General features: G+C 64.9%; 9 protein-coding genes. 3 read left to right on the top strand and 6 right to left on the bottom strand.

Going from position 1 to position 18,334, the window contains the following annotated elements:
• Window positions 1-162: 162 nt before the first annotated feature.
• Both treS and glgB read left to right on the top strand, forming a co-directional pair.
• Window positions 163-3,420, top strand: a complete 3,258-nt coding sequence (gene treS, locus J7U37_RS15125) for a maltose alpha-D-glucosyltransferase (protein WP_056188401.1) — start codon at window positions 163-165, stop codon at window positions 3,418-3,420.
• Window positions 3,421-5,727, top strand: coding sequence for a 1,4-alpha-glucan branching protein GlgB (gene glgB, locus J7U37_RS15120; RefSeq protein ID WP_247636248.1), 2,307 nt, complete (start codon window positions 3,421-3,423; stop codon window positions 5,725-5,727).
• A gap of 215 nt (window positions 5,728-5,942) precedes the next feature.
• Here glgB and glgA read toward each other — a convergent pair whose 3' ends face one another.
• Window positions 5,943-7,448: a glycogen synthase GlgA gene (gene glgA / locus J7U37_RS15115; RefSeq protein ID WP_247636247.1), complete on the bottom strand. Its 1,506-nt coding sequence runs from the start codon at window positions 7,446-7,448 to the stop codon at window positions 5,943-5,945.
• A 948-nt stretch (window positions 7,449-8,396) separates the two neighbouring features.
• Here glgA and J7U37_RS15110 point away from each other — a divergent pair.
• Complete coding sequence (locus J7U37_RS15110) at window positions 8,397-10,874, top strand: glycogen/starch/alpha-glucan phosphorylase (RefSeq protein ID WP_247636246.1); 2,478 nt, start codon at window positions 8,397-8,399, stop codon at window positions 10,872-10,874.
• 144 nt (window positions 10,875-11,018) lie between these two features.
• Here J7U37_RS15110 and J7U37_RS15105 read toward each other — a convergent pair whose 3' ends face one another.
• From J7U37_RS15105 to thrC, 5 genes are all read right to left on the bottom strand, one after another.
• Window positions 11,019-11,963 (bottom strand): hypothetical protein, encoded by a 945-nt coding sequence (locus J7U37_RS15105; protein ID WP_056188389.1) that lies wholly within the window; start codon window positions 11,961-11,963, stop codon window positions 11,019-11,021.
• 62 nt (window positions 11,964-12,025) lie between these two features.
• A complete protein-coding gene (locus J7U37_RS15100; RefSeq protein ID WP_056486648.1) occupies window positions 12,026-12,415 on the bottom strand; it encodes a hypothetical protein in 390 nt (129 codons plus the stop codon).
• A gap of 86 nt (window positions 12,416-12,501) precedes the next feature.
• A complete protein-coding gene (locus tag J7U37_RS15095) occupies window positions 12,502-15,333 on the bottom strand; it encodes a sensor domain-containing phosphodiesterase (protein ID WP_247636265.1) in 2,832 nt (943 codons plus the stop codon).
• Between the two features lie 274 nt (window positions 15,334-15,607).
• Window positions 15,608-16,903: a pitrilysin family protein gene (locus J7U37_RS15090; protein WP_056188381.1), complete on the bottom strand. Its 1,296-nt coding sequence runs from the start codon at window positions 16,901-16,903 to the stop codon at window positions 15,608-15,610.
• 6 nt (window positions 16,904-16,909) lie between these two features.
• A complete protein-coding gene (gene thrC, locus J7U37_RS15085) occupies window positions 16,910-18,322 on the bottom strand; it encodes a threonine synthase (protein ID WP_247636245.1) in 1,413 nt (470 codons plus the stop codon).
• Window positions 18,323-18,334: the final 12 nt, after the last annotated feature.

The following is an 18,334-nucleotide window of genomic DNA, read 5'->3' as shown; positions in this document are numbered from 1 at the left end:
GCCAACAGCAAAAAACCCGGCGATCGGATTCGATCGTCGTGGTATCGCCTCAGTGTCGGCGCCTACACACGCCGTGGACGGTACGCATGGTCGCCACCTTCAAGTGGCCGATGCGGAGACTCCGAAGACGCCCTTGAACTCGACGTATGAGGCAACGACGCGATGATCGATCGCAGCGATCCGCAATGGTACCGTGACGCCATCATCTACCAGATCCACGTCAAGTCGTTCTTCGACTCCAATAATGACGGGATCGGCGATTTCGAGGGCCTGACGCAGAAGCTTGACTATGTCCGTGACCTTGGCGTCACGGCCATATGGCTGATGCCGTTCTACCCGTCGCCGCTGCGTGACGATGGGTACGACATCGGCGACTATCGCGAGGTAAATCCCTCCTACGGGACGATGGAGGAGTTCCGGAAGTTCGTGGACGCTGCGCACGAGCGTGGCCTGCGCGTCATCACGGAGCTCGTCATCAACCACACCTCGGATCAGCATCCTTGGTTCCAGCGCGCGCGTGAGGCGCCGGCCGGCAGCCCCGAGCGCGACTTTTACGTCTGGTCCGATACCGATACGCCGTACTCCGACACGCGCATCATCTTCCTCGATACCGAGGTTTCGAACTGGACTTGGGACCCGGTCGCCAAGCAATATTTCTGGCATCGCTTCTACAGCCACCAGCCCGATCTGAACTTCGACAACCCGGCCGTTCTGGAGGCCGTGATCGAGGTCATGCGCTACTGGCTCGACATGGGTGTCGACGGCCTGCGTCTTGATGCGATTCCCTATCTCATCGAGCGCGACGGCACGAATTGCGAGAACCTGCCGGAGACCCACACGGTCATCAAGGCGATCCGCGCCGCCCTCGATGCGAGCTATCCGGATCGGATGCTGCTGGCGGAAGCCAATCAGTGGCCGGAGGAAACCGCCCAGTATTTCGGCGACGGCGACGAGTGCCACATGGCATTCCACTTCCCGCTGATGCCGCGCATGTACATGGCGATCGCCCGCGAGGACCGGCACCCGATCACCGATATCATGCGGCAAACCCCGGAGATCCCGGAGGGCTGCCAATGGGCGATCTTCCTGCGCAACCACGACGAGCTCACCCTCGAGATGGTGACCGCCGAGGAGCGCGATTACCTGTGGTCGTTCTATGCCGCGGAGCGTCGCGCCCGGATCAATCTCGGCATCCGGCGTCGTCTTGCACCCTTGCTGGAGAACGATCGGCGCAAGATCGAGCTGATGAAGTCCCTCGTCCTGTCGATGCCGGGCACGCCCGTGCTCTATTACGGCGACGAGATTGGCATGGGCGACAACATCTATCTCGGTGACCGCGACGGTGTGCGCACCCCGATGCAGTGGTCGCCGGACCGCAATGGCGGCTTCTCCCGCGCCAACCCGCAAAAACTGTTCCTGCCTTCGGTGCAGGACCCGATCTACGGCTTCGACGCCATCAACGTCGAGGCGCAGACCCAGTCGCAGACCAGCCTGCTGAACTGGACGCGCCGCATGATCGCGATCCGCAACAATTCGGTCGCCCTCGGGCGCGGCGGGATGCAGTTCCTGTATCCGTCGAACCGGAAGGTGTTGGCTTGGATTCGCGAGTTCGAGGGTGAGCGCGTGCTATGCGTCGCCAACCTGTCGCGCGCGCCGCAGGCGGTTCAGCTCGACCTGTCGGAACTGCGCAATGCCGTGCCGATCGAGTTGACCGGCGGTTCGGAGTTCCCGGCGATCGGCGAGCTGCCCTATCTGCTGACGCTGCCGTCTTATGGCTTCTACTGGTTCTCGTTGAGTGCCGCGAACACCGGCACCATCGGTCCGCAGCCGGAACTGCCGGAGTTGTTCACGCTGGTGCTGACGGGCGGCATCGAGACCCTGATGGCGGGACGCGAGCGGACCGCCTTCGAGCGTACGGTCGCGCCGCGCTTCATCGCCACCCGGCGCTGGTTCGCCGCCAAGGGTTCACGCATCAAGTCGGTTCAGGTCACGGACAGTGCGGCCCTGAAGGACAATGCCGGCGAGGCTCGGTTCCTTCTGCCGCGCGTTGCCGTCCATCTCTCGACGGGCGAGCGGCAGGATTATTTCGTGCCGGTCGCGGTCGACGAGGGCCGTGAGGAGGAGGCGATGCTGCAGCATGCCGTCGCGCGGGTTCGCCGCGGGCCGCGCACAGGCTTGCTGCTCGGCGCGGCCGCTTCGCCGTCCTTCGCCATCTCGATGATCGAAGGTATGCGCGAGGGACGCGAGATCGCCACCGAAACCGGGCGTCTGGTGTTCTCGACCACCTCGGCCTTCGATCCCGACATCACCTTCGAGGCCAGCGAGGTTCGCTCGCTGAATGCCGAGCAGAGCAACACGTCGATCGCCATCGGCTCGAAGATGATGCTCAAGCTCCTGCGGCGCCTGCAGACGGGTATCCATCCCGAGATCGAGGTCGGGCGCTTCCTCACCGAGACCGCGCATTTCACCAACACGCCCGCTTTGCTCGGCGTGCTCGAGCACGTCGATGCCAAGGGCACTCGGACGGCGCTCGCGGTGCTGCAGAAGTTCGTCCCGAACCAGGGCGATGCCTGGACGCTGATGCTGGAGGGCCTCCGGCGCGACTTCGACACGGTGGTGCTCGCGCCCGAGAGCGAGGCTCCGTCACCCGCCGAAGCCTTCGAGACGCATCTGCGCTGGGCGATCCTGCTCGGACGTCGGACGGCGGAGATGCACAACGCCTTCGCGGTCGAAACCGACGATCCGGCCTTCGCGGCCGAACCGTTCGACCATTCCGACCTGTACGCCCTCGGCGACGACACCCGTCGTCAGGCCGAGCGAGCGTTCCGCGGTCTGGATGCGCTCGCGGGACGCGCCTCGAACGCGGCCAGTACCGAATTGGCCGGACGTCGACACGAGGTCGAGGCTGCGATCGAGACCCTGACCGCGCGGCCTCCGCTCGGAGCGATGAAGACCCGCATCCACGGCGATTACCACCTCGGTCAGGTGCTGGCGGCCGAAGACGACCTCATCATCGTCGATTTCGAGGGCGAGCCCTCGCGGCCGTCCGAGGAACGCCGCATCAAGTCGACGCCCCTGCGCGATGTCGCCGGTATGCTGCGCTCCTTCGCCTACGGAGCCGAGACAGTCACCCGTGGCATCGCCGCCCGCTTCTCGGATTCCGAGGAGAGGGCGCGACGCGCCTCGATCGCATGGCGCGACATGATCGATGCGGCCTACCTGGACGGGTATCGCGAGGCCGTTTCGGTGAGCCGGGCTGCAGTCACCGATCCGGAAACCGAGAGCCGGCTCCTCAAGCTCTCGATCCTCACGAAGGCGCTCTACGAAGTCGATTACGAAGCCAACAATCGTCCGGACTGGATCGAAATCCCCGCCCGTGGGGTTCTCAACATTCTGGATGAAATCAAGAGAGGCGTTTGAATGATGGGCATCGACGAGACGTTCGCGAGCAGGACCGGCCAGATGTCCGGCACCTCCGGATCGACGGACGTTACGCCCGTTGCCACCCGGGCGCCGCACGCAGCGGCGTCTGATACAGGGTCTCTGCAACCGGACGCCATCGCCGCCATCATGGCGGCGAACCACGGCGATCCCTTCTCGATCCTCGGCCCACATCAGGCCGGAACCGGACAATGGGAAGTGCGCGCGGTTCTGCCGGAAGCCAAATCCGCGACCCTTCTCGTCGGGGGGCAGCGGATTCCCTTCGAGCGCAAGCACCCGGATGGCTTCTTCGTCGCGCGCGTTCCGAGCGAGGGTCGTCCGCTCTACGAACTGATCGTGGAGACGTGGGATGGTGTCCAGCGCTCGCGCCATGATCCCTACGGCTTCGGATCATCGTTGCGCCAGGAGGATATTGACAATCTCCGTGAGGTCGGCAGCAATGTCACCTACCGCATCCTCGGCGCGCAGCATCGCTCGGTCGATGGGATCGATGGCTTCCGTTTCGCCGTCTGGGCTCCAAATGCACAACGCGTCAGCGTCGTCGGCGATTTCAACAACTGGGACGGCCGGCGCCATCCCATGCGCCTGTGGCAGAATGGCGGAATTTGGGAATTGTTCATTCCCGGTCTGACCGCAGGCGTTCACTACAAGTACGAGATTCGCGGTGCCGACGGGTCGGTCCTTCCGCTCAAGGCGGATCCGGTCGCCTTCGCGGCGCAGAAACCGCCGGAGACCGCGTCCGTCCTTCAGGGCACGAATGACCCGGATTGGCAGGACGCGCATTGGATGGCGACCCGGGGCGAGAAAGACCCGCGCCATATCCCGATCTCGATCTACGAGGTGCACCTCGGCTCCTGGGCGCGGGTCGCCGAGGAGGGCAATCGCTACCTCACTTATCGGGAATTGGGCGAGCGCCTGATCCCCTACGTGAAGGAGATGGGCTTCACCCATATCGAGATGCTCCCGATCACGGAGTTCCCGTTCGACGGATCGTGGGGATACCAGCCGGTCTCGCTGTTCGCGCCGACCAGCCGTTTCGGCACGCCGGACGATTTCGCGGCCTTCGTAGACGTCGCTCACGCGGCCGGCATCGGCGTGATGCTCGATTGGGTACCGGGGCACTTCCCGCTCGACGCCCACGGGCTTGGCCAGTTCGACGGAACGCACCTTTACGAGCACGCCGATCCGCGCCAGGGATTCCATCAGGACTGGGGAACCTACATCTATAATTTCGGTCGGACGGAGGTTTCGAGCTTCCTGGCCGCCAATGCGCGGTTCTGGCTCGAGCACTATCACCTCGACGGACTGCGCGTGGATGCGGTCGCGTCGATGCTGTACCTCGACTATTCGCGCCGGCAGGGCGAGTGGATCCCGAACCGCTACGGCGGCAACGAAAACCTCGATGCCATCGAGTTCCTGCGCAAGACCAATGAGGCGACCTACGCCCATGCCCCCGGGACCCTGACGGTGGCAGAGGAGTCGACCTCGTGGCCGGGTGTATCACACCCGACCTATACCGGCGGTCTCGGCTTCGGCTTCAAGTGGAACATGGGGTGGATGCACGACACCCTGAACTTCGTGTCCAAGGAAACCATTCACCGGCGCTACCACCATCACGACCTGACTTTCGGTCTGCTTTACGCGTTCTCAGAAAACTTCATCCTGCCGCTGTCCCATGACGAAGTCGTCCACGGGAAGGGCTCGCTCCTCGGCAAGATGCCGGGGGATCGCTGGCAGAAGTTCGCGAACCTGCGTGCCTATTACGGCTTCATGTGGGGTCACCCCGGGAAGAAGCTCCTCTTCATGGGCTGCGAGTTCGGCCAGGAGAAGGAGTGGAACCACAACCAGAGCCTCGACTGGCATCTCCTGAACGATGGGATGCACCAGGGCGTCAAGGATCTGATCCGCGATCTCAACCACCTCTACGCCGCGACGCCTGCCCTGCACGAGCGTGACACCGAGGCGGGCGGATTCCAATGGTTGGTGGCCGATGACCAGGACAACAGCGTGATCGCCTGGGCCCGCAAGGGTCGGGAGCCCGATGCACTCGCGATCGTGGTGTCGAATTTCACGCCGGTGCCCCGTGAGGGCTATCGCATCGGCGTTCCCGCCTCGGGGTTCTATCGGGAAGCGATCAACTCGGACGCGGAGCGCTACGGCGGCTCGAACGTCGGCAATATGGGCGGTGTTCACGCCGAAGCGGTCGAGAGCCACGGTCAGCCTTTCTCCGTGACGCTGACGATTCCGCCCCTGGCGACCACGATTTTCGTGCGCGAGTCGGCTTAGGCCGAACCCAGGCGCCGGCCGGGTGTCCTGCGCCCGGCTGGCGTGTGACGTGTCGCTTCACGCGCCGGCGGACAAAACCGACACGGAGGACCGCCTGCCCCCGGTCGGTTGCAACCTGCGTCCGGTCTGCGGTCCTTTCAATGGAGGCTTTCCGCGCAAGCGAGAACCGGCGAAGGATATTCGCCGGTTCTCGCATCCATCCTGTTCTGAAAGGATCAGGCTGCGCGAAGTCGCAGGCCGACCGCGTTGCCGAATGCGCGCGCGTAGAGCGACGAGTAGTTCTGAGCGGCCTGGTCCCAGGTGAAGTCACGCGACATGGCGTGGCGACGCATCGCGTTCAGGCGCTTCTTCTGTGCGAAGGTGTCGAAGGCGCGTCGGATCGCACTGGAAAACCCACGCGGCGACGCCTCTCCGAAGGTGAATCCCGTCACGCCGTCCTCGACCGTATCGGCGAGGCCGCCTGTTCGATGGACGATCGGAAGCGAGCCGAAGCGCTGCGCGTACATCTGAGCCAATCCGCAGGGCTCGAAGCGAGACGGCATGAGTAGAAAGTCGCTGCCGGCAAACATGCGGCGCGCATCCTTCTCCGCGAAACCGACATGAACGCCGACGGATGACGGATGGCGGCGTGCCAGATCCCGCAAGGCGCCCTCGAACCGACCTTCGCCTTGACCGATGACCACCAGCTGGCCCCCTTCGGCGATGATCGACTCCGCAGCCCCCAGGCTGAGGTCGATTCCTTTCTGATGAACGAGCCGGGATACGATTGCGAAGAGCGGTCCCCGTGAGACGGCGAGCCCGAACTGACGGCGGACCGTCTCTGCATTGGCTCGCTTGCCCTTCCAGTCATCGACCTCGAAACGGGCTGCGAGGTGCGGATCGGTGCGCGGATCCCAGCTTTCGTCGATGCCGTTCAGGATACCGGCGAGGCGCCCCTGCGCCGCGCGGGTCCGCAGCAGGCCGTCGAGACCACATCCCGCTTCCGGTGTGATGATCTCCCGGGCGTAGGTCTGACTGACCGTCGTGACGTGGGAGGCGTAGTACAGGCCGGCTTTGAGGAAGGAGATCTGGCCGTAGAATTCGACCCCGTCCATCTGGAATGCGTCTTCCGGTACACCGAGGCGTGCCAAGCTTTCCCGCGGAAACACGCCCTGGTACGCCAGATTGTGGACTGTCAGGATGCTGGGCACCTGCACGCCGCCCCAAGCGAGATAGGCCGGCGCCAAAGCGGCCTGCCAATCGTTCAGATGAATCAGGTCGGCTGCCCAGACCGGATCGATCCCACGGGCGATCTCCGCGGCGGCGAGGCTCAAGCGCGCAAAGCGAATATCGTTGTCGTCGAAGTCACCCTGCGCAGTGCCGTAAGGGGTCCCGTCGCGCTGATAGAGATCGGCGTTCAAGATCACGTAAACTTGAAGTCCGTCCCCGGTTTCGACGAGGCCGAGTTCGCAGGGTGGAACGCCGGCATGACCTGGCAGGTGGGCGACGACAGGAATGTGTTCGAACTGATCGACAACCTGACGATAGCCGGGGATCAGTACGCGGACGTCGTAATGCTTGCGGAGAGCTCTCGGAAGTGAGCCGGCAACTTCGCCCAGACCACCCGTCTTGACGAAATCAGCCATCTCTGGCGTGGCAAAAAGAATACGAGGCTGAAGATGATGGCGGGATCGGAGATAAGCGTGGGCGTCGAAGTGATCGGAGCGATCCGATAGGTTCATAAAATCGTTCCCGCGTCGAGCGGTGGGCGGGAACGGACAAGAAGAGCCCAGCATCGACGTTACCCTCGCGAACGCCCGAGAACAGCCTTTGTTCCGTTGCGTCGCACAATTCAGGCCAAGTTCAGAAGTTATTTTGAACCTGCCGATGGATTCGGAGGAATACGGGGTCTTTCCCCATCGTGTCCCCTTCGGATGGAAGCGATGCAGGCACCGGTCTTAAGAAGCGGTTCACGGTCATAGCGTGCCGCTCCGAGGTGGATCTCACGATCGTTCCCACCGCTTTTCGGCGATGCAAACGGGTTTGCGCACGCCGGCGTGATGCACTGCATCGACGATCGCCAGCGTCCTGGTTCTTGCAGCCACGGTCGGGAATCCTGCCGGAAAAACGGCCCCTGTCGGACGATCGATCCGCGTCGCTTCCGGTGGTCTGCCGTGCTGCCCGGCGCAGGCCCGCGTCCGGCACCGCTGACCTCGTTCAGACAATATTCCAACGTTGTGTCGTCTCATTCCCATGCGGACTAAGTCTTGCCGACGCAGTGGGGGTCTCGCAGTCTCGCACGTGCGGTCTGGCCGGTAGGCTGGAGATCGGCATGGGACTGGATCGGACGTCATAGGGGGGCTGGATGAGGGCATGCTCGGACAAGCCACCGTCTGCATCCTGAGGGCTCAATGTCGGTGCTGTGTCTGAACAGGTCCGGGGAACCCCAGATGGCCGGATGCGCGCGGTTCTTCTCGCGTGGTCGACGAAATCGGGATGGATCATAGGACACGACGAAGGAACGAGGCCGCGCACAGAACGGGACGGGGAGGCGGCATGATGGCCACGGGCGTCGCGCCGAAGCCTCTGTCCCCTGTGAACGGCTAAGATGGGGGGCTAGACACGTGTTGAACGACAAATTGATCCGACGGGATACTGGTGAGATCGGCGTACCGGTCGACGCCAGAGAAATGACCGGCCGAACGGAGAGGACGGGCGTACCGGACCGCCGTTCGCCGACGGCGCGGCTTTCGGGCGATCCCGTCGCCGACCTGCGCGAGGCGATTCTCGCCAAGCTGACCTATGTCATCGGCAAGTCACCCCGGACCGCCCGCGACCGGGATTGGTTTGCGGCGACGGCCCTGGCGTTGCGTGATCGCGTCGTCGACGCGTGCATCGACGGTGAATCCAGCACGCCGAACAAGCGCGTCTATTATCTGTCGCTCGAGTTTCTCATCGGACGTCTTCTCTCCGACGCCATGAACAATCTCGGTCTCGTCGAGACGACGCGCGCGGCTTTGCGCGACCTCGGCATCGACCTCGGAGACGTGGAGGCGGCGGAGCCGGATGCCGCACTTGGCAACGGCGGTCTTGGACGCCTTGCGGCCTGCTTCATGGAAAGCATGGCGAGCCTGTCGATTCCGGCTATCGGCTACGGCATCCGCTACGATCACGGCCTCTTCCGGCAGACGTTGGAGGACGGCTGGCAGAAGGAGGCGCCCGAAACCTGGCTGGCCGAGGGAAATCCCTGGGAGTTCGCGAGGCCCGAGGCGACCTACACGATCGGATTCGGCGGCCATGTCACCATGTCGTCGATCTCCGAAGGGATGATCCGCCGCCAGTGGCATCCGGCCGAGACCGTGAGGGCCGTCGCGCACGACGTGCCGGTGGTCGGATGGCGCGGCCGTCACGTCAACACCCTGCGCCTGTGGAAGGCCGAGGCCGAAACCGCCCTCGAGCTCGAGCGCTTCAACGGTGGCGACCATGTCGGTGCCGTGGCGGGTCGTGCGCGGGCCGAGGCCATCTCCCGCGTCCTGTATCCGAGCGATTCGTCCGCCGAGGGACAGGAACTGCGTCTTCGCCAGGAATACTTCTTCACCTCGGCCTCGTTGCAGGATCTCGTCCGCCGCCACGTCGTCGAGCGGGGCGACGTGCGGTCCCTCCCGGATCATGCGGCGATCCAGTTGAACGACACGCATCCGGCCATCGCCGTACCGGAGTTGATGCGCCTCCTCCTGGAGGACCATGGTTTTAACTGGGAGGACGCCTGGTACGTCACCACCCATACGCTCGGCTACACCAACCATACCCTCCTGCCCGAGGCGCTGGAGACGTGGCCGGTGGAACTGCTGGAGCGTGTCCTGCCGCGTCACATGCAGATCATCTATCTGATCAACTGGATGCATCTCGAAGAGCAGGGCAAGCAGGGGCGCGGCAGCGCCGAGCAACTGGCCGCCGTCTCCCTCATCGACGAGTCCCATGGAAAGCGTGTGCGCATGGGGCATCTCGCCTTCCTCGGCGCTCGCCGCGTGAACGGCGTTTCGGCCCTTCACACCGATCTCATGCGCACCACGGTCTTCAAGGAACTACACGCCCTCGACACCGACAAGATCGTCAACAAGACCAACGGCATCACCTTCCGACGCTGGCTTCACAACGCCAACCCGGAGCTGACCGCGCTCGCTGTCGAAGCGCTGGGACCCGAGGTTCTCGACACGCCCGCACTCTTGTCGACGCTGGCCGATGTCGCTTCGGACGCGAATTTTCAATCGCGCTACAGCGCCATGCGCAGGGCCCGGAAGATCGCGCTCGCCCAGGTGGTCGCCGATCGCACCGGCATCGCGATCGATCCTTCGGCTCTGTTCGACGTTCAGATCAAGCGCATCCACGAATACAAGCGCCAACTCCTCAACGTGATCGAGACGGTGGCGCTCTACCAGGCCATCAAGGCCGATCCGAAGAAGGATTGGACGCCGCGCGTGAAGATCTTCGGCGGCAAGGCGGCGCCGAGCTATGTCCAGGCCAAGCTCATCATCAAGCTCGCCTGCGATGTCGCCAAGGTCGTCAACGCGGACCCGGACGTGGCCGGTCGCCTGAAGGTGGTCTTCCTGCCGAATTATTCCGTCAGCCTGGCCGAGACGATCATCCCGGCGGCGGACCTCTCGGAGCAGATCTCGACGGCGGGGATGGAAGCCTCCGGCACCGGAAACATGAAGCTGGCGCTCAACGGCGCGCTCACCATCGGCACGCTGGATGGGGCGAACATCGAGATCCGCGACCATGTCGGGCCCGAGAACATCTTCATCTTCGGGTTGGATGCGGCTGGCGTGCAAGCGCGCCTCGCCGAGCCCGGCTATGCCGCTGCGGCCATCGACTCTTCGCCGCGGCTCAAGGCAGCGCTCGACCTCATCGCGGGCGGGGCCTTATCTCCCGAAGAACCCGCACGCTTCCACCCGATCGTCGAGGATCTGCGCCACAACGACCGTTACCTGGTGACCGCGGATTTCGACGATTACTGGCGGGCGCAGCGGGCCGTCGACGGAGCCTGGAGCAATCCATCGCTCTGGTGGCGGACGGCGATCCTTAACACGGCCCGGATGGCGTGGTTCTCATCCGACCGTTCGATGCGGGAATATGCCGACGACATCTGGGGCATCCGCGTCCCTTGAGCCGCGTCCCCTGAGCCGTGTGCGTCCAGCCCTGCCACGCAGCGCTGGACGCGCAACCGCCGGATCGGCTCGTCTAACGCCACAGGGCGCATCCTTGCACGGGATGCGCCCTGTGGCGTTCAGGCTTCCGGATCGCGGCGCCGGTCAGATGCCGGCGTCGATCAGGATGGGATGACAGCGGGCGCCCATCTTGGCAGCCAGAACCTCGACCGCCCCGACCGTCGAGGCATCGCCGGCGACATGGACGACGTCCGTGCTGCGCAGCGAGGGCAGGTGCGCCGTCAGCGGACCGGGCCGCACTTCCGGGGGGCGTTGGCGGGTCCGGTCGGACACCGAAACGATCTGCGTGACTCCGGTGGCACGAAGCCAATCGAGCGCGGGGCGCATGTAGAGGTCGAGGGGATTGCGGGCACCGACGAGGAGAACGATGTCGCGGGCCGGCTCGATGTAACGAGCCGCATGCGCGATCGACCAGATCGGGCCGAAGCCGGTCTCAGCGGCCACAAGCACCAGACGTCCGCCGCCGGACCGGTAGAAGCCGCGCCCGACCGGGCCCTTGATTTTCACCGGCTGATCAAGCGCGAGGGCTTCGATCAGTTCATGCCCGAGGCCGAACCCATCCCGTTCCTGGCGGATGTGAAAAACGAGCTCGTTCAACTCGGCCGAGCCGTCGACGCGAAGGGTCGGGCTCAAGGTCACCGGGGCGAAGCCCGCGAAGGTGATCTCGACCCCGTGCCCCGGCTCCAGAGCCAGTCGGCGGGTGATCGTGACGACGACCTGGAAGGTCTGAGGACCGACGGCGGAGATCTCCGTCACGGTTCCGGCACGCTTCTGCACGGCGGCCGGTCGCGTCGGCAAGGCGAACCGTTGCGGTGGATCGATCGCGGCGGCGCGGGGCAGAGAGAGCTTGAGCGCCTCACCCCGATGCGCACGACTCTGGGCGCGACGCGGGGCGGGGCCTGCACCCTGACCGCCGAGCCCCGGGGCAGGGGCGATCATTCCATCGGCAAGGGCTGCTTCCAGCGGCGTATCACCCGTGGATACGCGGACGGACTTGCCGTTGACGACGAGCGAACAACGGGCGCTCATGGTCGTCCTTCGTTGAGAGAAATAGAGAGGGAGAGGCTTGGCGGGGTCCGCGAACCGACGCGTCAGCGTAGTTCGGTCAGGAGATGATCGACGAGGGCCGCCCAGCGATCACGCACGGCTTGCGCCTCCGGTGTGAGAGGCTCTGCGGCATCGATCCGGCTGATACAGGCGCGAAGCCGCTCGGCTTCGCGGCGCTCCGCGCCGAGAACCGCTTTCATCACCATGACTTCCGCCTTGAGCTGGGACGTTTCGGCGGAGGCCGAAACGCTCCTGCCCGCGGCCACGGCCGGGATGGACGTCGCAAGGGCTGGAGCGACGTCCTCGACGACGCGGATCGGACGCGCCATCAAGCGCCGAACGATGCCCGTGTCGATCTCATCGTCCACGATCCGCAACGCAGCTTGCGCCATCACGCCATCTCCTTCGGCTGGCTCATCGAGCTTCGCCGCCACTCTCTCGAGCGTGAAGGTGCCCGATCATGGTTAAAGGAGATTTAATTCGATCGGACGCATTTCGCGGAATTGAAATGCGGTTGTGATCAGGCTGCTTCTGGTGCGGCACCCAACAATTGTCGCGCCTGCAGCATCGACATCGGTTCACCGAAGGCGAAGCCTTGAGCGTATTCGCATCCGAGTTCGAACAGGACCTGTGTGTCCACTTCCGACTCGGCACCTTCTGCGACGATCGACAGGCCCAGCTCCTGTGCCATCTTGACGATCGAGCGCAGGATCGCCGTTTGCCCGGACGCGATCTGCCGCACGAACGACTGATCGATCTTGATGGTGTCGAAGGGAAAGCGCTGCAGGTAGGACAGAGCCGAGTAACCGGTGCCGAAATCATCGAGCGACAGACCGGCGCCGAGATCGTGGATCCGGTGCAGCATCTGGGCCGCGTATTCCGGGTTCTCCATCACCAGGCTTTCGGTCATCTCAAGCTTGAGCGAGCCCGGGATGACACCGGACCGGGCCAGGATCGTCTTGACGTCGTGCAGCAGGTCGTGCCGCAGCAGCTGACGCGAGGACACGTTCACCGAGGCGAAGATCGGTGGCTCGACGTCGAGCGAGCGTTGCCAGGCGGCAAGTTCGAGCGCGGTCCGCTCCAGGGCGAAGATGCCGAGATTGACGATGAAGCCGCTCTCTTCGGCGATCGGCAGAAAGGTCGCCGGCGTGATGCGACCGAGTTTGGGATGGTCCCACCGCAGAAGCGTCTCGAAGCCCGCGACGGTCCGATCTTCCAAGCGCACGATCGGCTGGAACAGCACCTTCATTTCGTTGCGTTCCAGCGACCGGCGCAGATCCGCTTCCAGCATCAAACGGTCGCTGCGCTCATTTCGCATCGTGGCGCGGAAGACCTCCGTGCGATCTCCGCCGCCGCGCTTGGCCTGGATCATGGCCATCTCGGCGTTCTTGAACACCTCCTCCCGCTTCAGGTTCGCCCCCCCCTCGTAGAGCGCGAGTCCCACCGACACCGTGAGGAAGATCTCCCGGTCGGCGTAGGTGATCGGTGTGGCGATCGCTTTGCGCAGCATTTCGGCGAACGCCAGAATGCGATCGGGTTCGCGCTCGGACAGCAGGATCAGGGCGAACTCATCGCCCGCGACCCGCGCCAGGGTGTCTTGCGGCCGCAGCAGACGCCCGAGCCTGCGGGAGAGCGTCAGCAGGATGGAATCGCCCGCCGAGAGACCGATCGCGTCGTTGATCGCCTTGAAGCGATCGATGTCGAGCACGATCGTGGTGGGGCGCAAGCGCGCATCCTGGCCCGCGAAGGCGAGGGCGGCATCGAGCCGGTCGTAGAACAATTCGCGGTTCGGCAGGCCCGTCAGACTGTCATGAACGGCATCATGGAGCAGGCGCTCCTCCGCGGTTTTCACCTCGGTGACGTCGCTGATGGTTCCGACGACACGGATGACCTCGCCGTCCGAGCCGATCACCGGGCGGGCTTTCAGGCGGTACCAGAAATACGGCCCGCCGGCGGAGCGGAGGCGAAAATCGTGAATGATCCGGCCGCGGCGCTCCTCGATGATCGTATCGAGGGCTGCGGAGTAGCGCTCGACATCGAACGGATGGACGAGGCCGAGCCAATTCGCGGCCGGACCTTCGAGCGTTCCGCGCTTGAGGCCGAGCTGCCCCTCCATTTCCTGCCCGGCGAAAACCCGGTCGCTCGACACATCCCAGTCGAAGACCACGTCACCTGCGCCCGTGAGCGCGAGGGCGCGACGCTCCGTATCCGAGACGAGCGCATGCGTCAGACCACCGCCCGCGAAGGCGTGCTGCATCACCGTGAAGCCGATCAGCATGACGATGAGGACGAGGCCGCCGATCAGCGCGGGCTGGACGAGGTCACTGCCGATCTGCCCCGTGATGGCAAAGCCCGCCGCCACCACCCAGACCATGAGCAGGCACCAGGTCGGGATCAGCAGGATGGCTCGGTCATAGCCGTTATGCGCCGCGAGATAGACGATCAGCAGCAGCCCGACGCCCGCCACGGCCGCGATCGAAATGCGCGCGACGCCGGCCGCCACGGGCGGATCGAACACCGCAAGGCCGACGAGGCAGGCGAGAAACAGGAGCCAGATGATTGCCACGTGGCTGTAGCGGACATGCCAGCGGCTCAAGTTGAGGTAGGCGAACAGAAACACCAGCAGGGTCGCGCCCAGGACGGCTTCCGTCGAGGCGCGATAAACGCGCTCTGCGACCTCGGTGATGGGGAAGACGCGCTGCAGAAATCCGAAATCGATGGACGCATAGGCCAGCACGGCCCAGGCCAAGGACGCTGCAGCCGGGAAGATAATCGCGCCTTTGACGACAAAAATGATCGTGAGAAACAGAGCTAGGAGACCGGCAATACCGATAATGATGCCCTTGTAGAGCGTCAGTCCGTTGGTCTTCTTGCGATAGGCTTCCTGGTCCCAAAGGTAGACCTGCGGGATGTTGGGTCCCTGGAGTTCGGCCACGTAGGTGACCGTCGCGCCGGGATCGAGCGTAATGACGAACTGGTCGGCTTCCGGGTTTTCGTCGCGTTCCGGCCGGATACCCTGACTGGCGGTGATCGCGGCGATGCGGGAGCCCCCGAGATCCGGCCAGATCACGCCCGAGCCGACGAGCCGGAAATGGGGCGCGACGAGGACCCGATCGACCTGCTCGTCGGTATCGTTGGTGAGCGCGAAGACCATCCAGTCCGGACGGGCGCCCGTGTCGCGGGCCTTCACGACGATGCGCCGAACGATGCCGTCCTTTCCGGGAGCGGTCGAGATCTGAATCAGATCGCCATCGGAGCGGTACCGCTCGATCATCGGTGTCAGATCGATCGCGGGTGCGTCGAGGGTCACCCGCACCGCCTCCACGGCGCATGCGGGCCCGCCCAGGATCAGAGCACCGAGGAGCGTCGCGACGAGAGCCGGAACGAAGGCGGCGAGGACAGAAGCGATTCTACGCAACGGGCGAGTGTTCCGGCCGGGCGAGGCATGATCGATGGAAGCAGGCGAAGGATTACGGCTCAGCTGTGCGTCCAGTCGTATCGGTGAGAACCTCGGCGAGCAAGGCGAGGAGCCGACCTGCGCGGAGGCGTTCACCGTTTCCTAACCGTGACGCCATGCGGTTTCGATCGCCCGTCTTTGCGGCCAAAACAAGCCGCACGGGGCGGGCTCATCCCGCCTTCAAGGCCGCGCTGATCTGCTCGAGCCTCGGCAGCTTCTTGATCGGTCCGATCGCCGCCAGGGTCGGCGCCCCTTCGAGCAGGCGCTTGCCGGCCCTGCGCACGTCCTCGACGGTGACGGCATCGACCTTCGCGATCACTTCGCTGGCGGGGATGACGCGCCCCCAAGCCAGGATCTGGCGCGCATTGCGCTCGATGCGCCCGCCCGGTGTCTCGAGCGCGGAGAGGAGCGCGACCTTGAGCTGCGCCTTGGCGCGCGCGACCTCGACGGTGTCGGCCTCGGCAGCGGTCTTGATCGTGGTCTCGACGGTGACGTTCATCAGGTCGGCAAGATCGCCGCTGGAAGTCCCGGCGCCGATGCCGAACAGGCCGCAATCGTAGAAGGACCAGTGGAAGGACTGGATTTCATAGGCCAGGCCCCGCGTTTCACGCACCTCGTGCCAGAGGCGCGAGGTCAGACCGCCGCCGAGCACCTGGGCGAACATGTGGAGCGCGTAGTAATCGTCGTCGCGAAAGGAGATGCCCGGCAGTCCGAGGACGACGTTGGCCTGCTCCAGCTTCTTCTGCAGCCGCTTCTCGCCGCCGCCGTAGATTCCCGGCACGGTTTCGGGCGGCTGGCTCGCTTTCAAACCCCCGAAGTAGCGCTGGGCGGATTCGACGACCCGCTCGTGCCCGATCGCGCCGGCGGCGGCCAGCACGATCCGGTCCGGGGTGTATTCGCGCGCGAGATACGCCTCGATCGCGTTGCGATCGAAGCTGTTGATGGTCTCGGGCGTGCCGATGATGGGACGACCCATCGGCTGATTCGGAAAGGCAGCCTCGGTGAAGGCCTCGTAGACGACGTCGTCCGGCGTGTCCTCGATGGCCGCATATTCCTGCAGGATGACGCTCTTCTCGCGCTCCAGCTCGCCGGCATCGAACACCGAATCCGTCAGGATGTCGCCGATCACATCGAGGGCGACGCCGGCATCCTCGCCCAGCACACGCGCGGTGTAGCTCGTGCCTTCGGCGCTGGTGGCGGCGTTGATGTCGCCGCCCACATTCTCGATGTCTTCGGCGATGCGCCGGGCCGACCGTGTCTTGGTGCCCTTGAAGGCCATATGCTCGATGAGGTGGCTGAGGCCGCCCTCGTCGGCGCGCTCGTGGCGCGAGCCGGCGCCGACCCAGACCCCGAGGGTGGCGGTCGCCACGCCCGGCATCGCCTCGGTCACGACGGTGACCCCGTTCTCCAGCTTGGTGATCTTCAGGTCGGGAGAGGCGCCGTGCGTGGCGAAGTGCTGGTTCATGAGCGCTCAGGCTCCCCTGGTGATGCGGGCACTCTCGCGGATGAATGTCTCGACCGCAGCCTGATCGTTGGCCACGCGGGAGAAGCTTTCCGGGCGGTCCATGAGATCGGCCAGATGCGGCGGCAGTTCCGGGCGCCGGCCACCGATCGCCTCAGCGACCGCGTCCGGAAACTTGGCCGCATGCGCGGTGGCGAGCGCCACCACCGGTGTCCGGGGATCGTTGCGGAGCAATCCGCGGGCCGCATGGACGCCGATGGCACTGTGCGGGTCGAGGACGTGGCCGGTCTCCGCATGGGTGCGGGCGATCTCGGCCTTCACGTCGGGCTCCGATACCGCCGTCGCGTCGAATTCCGCGCGTACCGTCTGGAGCACACCCGGATCGAGCTGGAACCCGCCCGACTGCTTGAGACCGGCCATCAGCCGGCCCAGGCTGGACGAATCGCGCCCGAGGGCTTCGAACAGCAGGCGCTCGAAATTCGAAGAGATCTGGATGTCCATCGACGGCGAGGTGGTCGGATGAACGCCTCGGACCTCGTAAGAGCCGTGCTCCAGGGTACGGGCCAGGATATCGTTGGCGTTGGTTCCGATCAACAGGCGTTCGATGGGCAGGCCCATGCGCTTGGCGACCCATCCGGCCAGGATGTCGCCGAAATTCCCGGTCGGGACCGCGAAGGAGACCGGCCGGTGCGGCGCGCCGAGGGCGACGGCGGCGGTGAAGTAATAGACCGCCTGTGCGGCGACGCGGGCCCAATTGATCGAATTGACGCCGGACAGCCGGACCTCGTCGGCGAAATCGGCGTGCTGGAACAGCGCTTTGACGATGTTCTGGCAATCGTCGAAGTTGCCGTCGATGGCGATGGCGTGGACATTGTGCGCCCCCACCGAGGTCATCTGCCGACGCTGCACCTCAGACACCCGGCCCTCGGGGAACAGGATGAAGACGTCGACCTGATCGAGGCCGCGGAAGGCCTCCACGGCAGCGCTGCCGGTATCGCCCGAGGTCGCCCCGACGATGGTCGCCCGCGCGCCGCGTGCCCGGAGCACGTGGTCCATCAGGCGCCCGAGCAGCTGCATCGCCACGTCCTTGAACGCGAGCGTCGGGCCATGGAAGAGTTCGAGCAGGAACAGGTTGTCGTCGAGCTGCACCAGCGGGCACACGGCCGGATGCCGGAAGGTGGCGTAGGAATCCTCGATCATCCGATCGAGATCCGCGTCGGCGATCTCCCCATCGATGAGCGGACGCAGCACGGTCTTTGCGGCGTCGGCATAGCGGACGCCCGCGAGACCCGCGATGGTCGGTCGGGCGATCTGCGGCCAGGTTTCCGGCACGTACAATCCGCCGTCGCGGGCGAGGCCGGCGAGCAGGGCATCGGAAAAGTTGAGGGGCGCCGCGGCGCCGCGGGTCGAAACGTGAAGCAAGGGGGCCTCCGG

This window comes from Methylobacterium sp. 37f (genome assembly GCF_023093475.1).
Lineage (GTDB): Bacteria > Pseudomonadota > Alphaproteobacteria > Rhizobiales > Beijerinckiaceae > Methylobacterium.
Note: the sequence above shows the minus strand (reverse complement) of the source record. Positions and strands in the feature narration are given on the sequence as shown.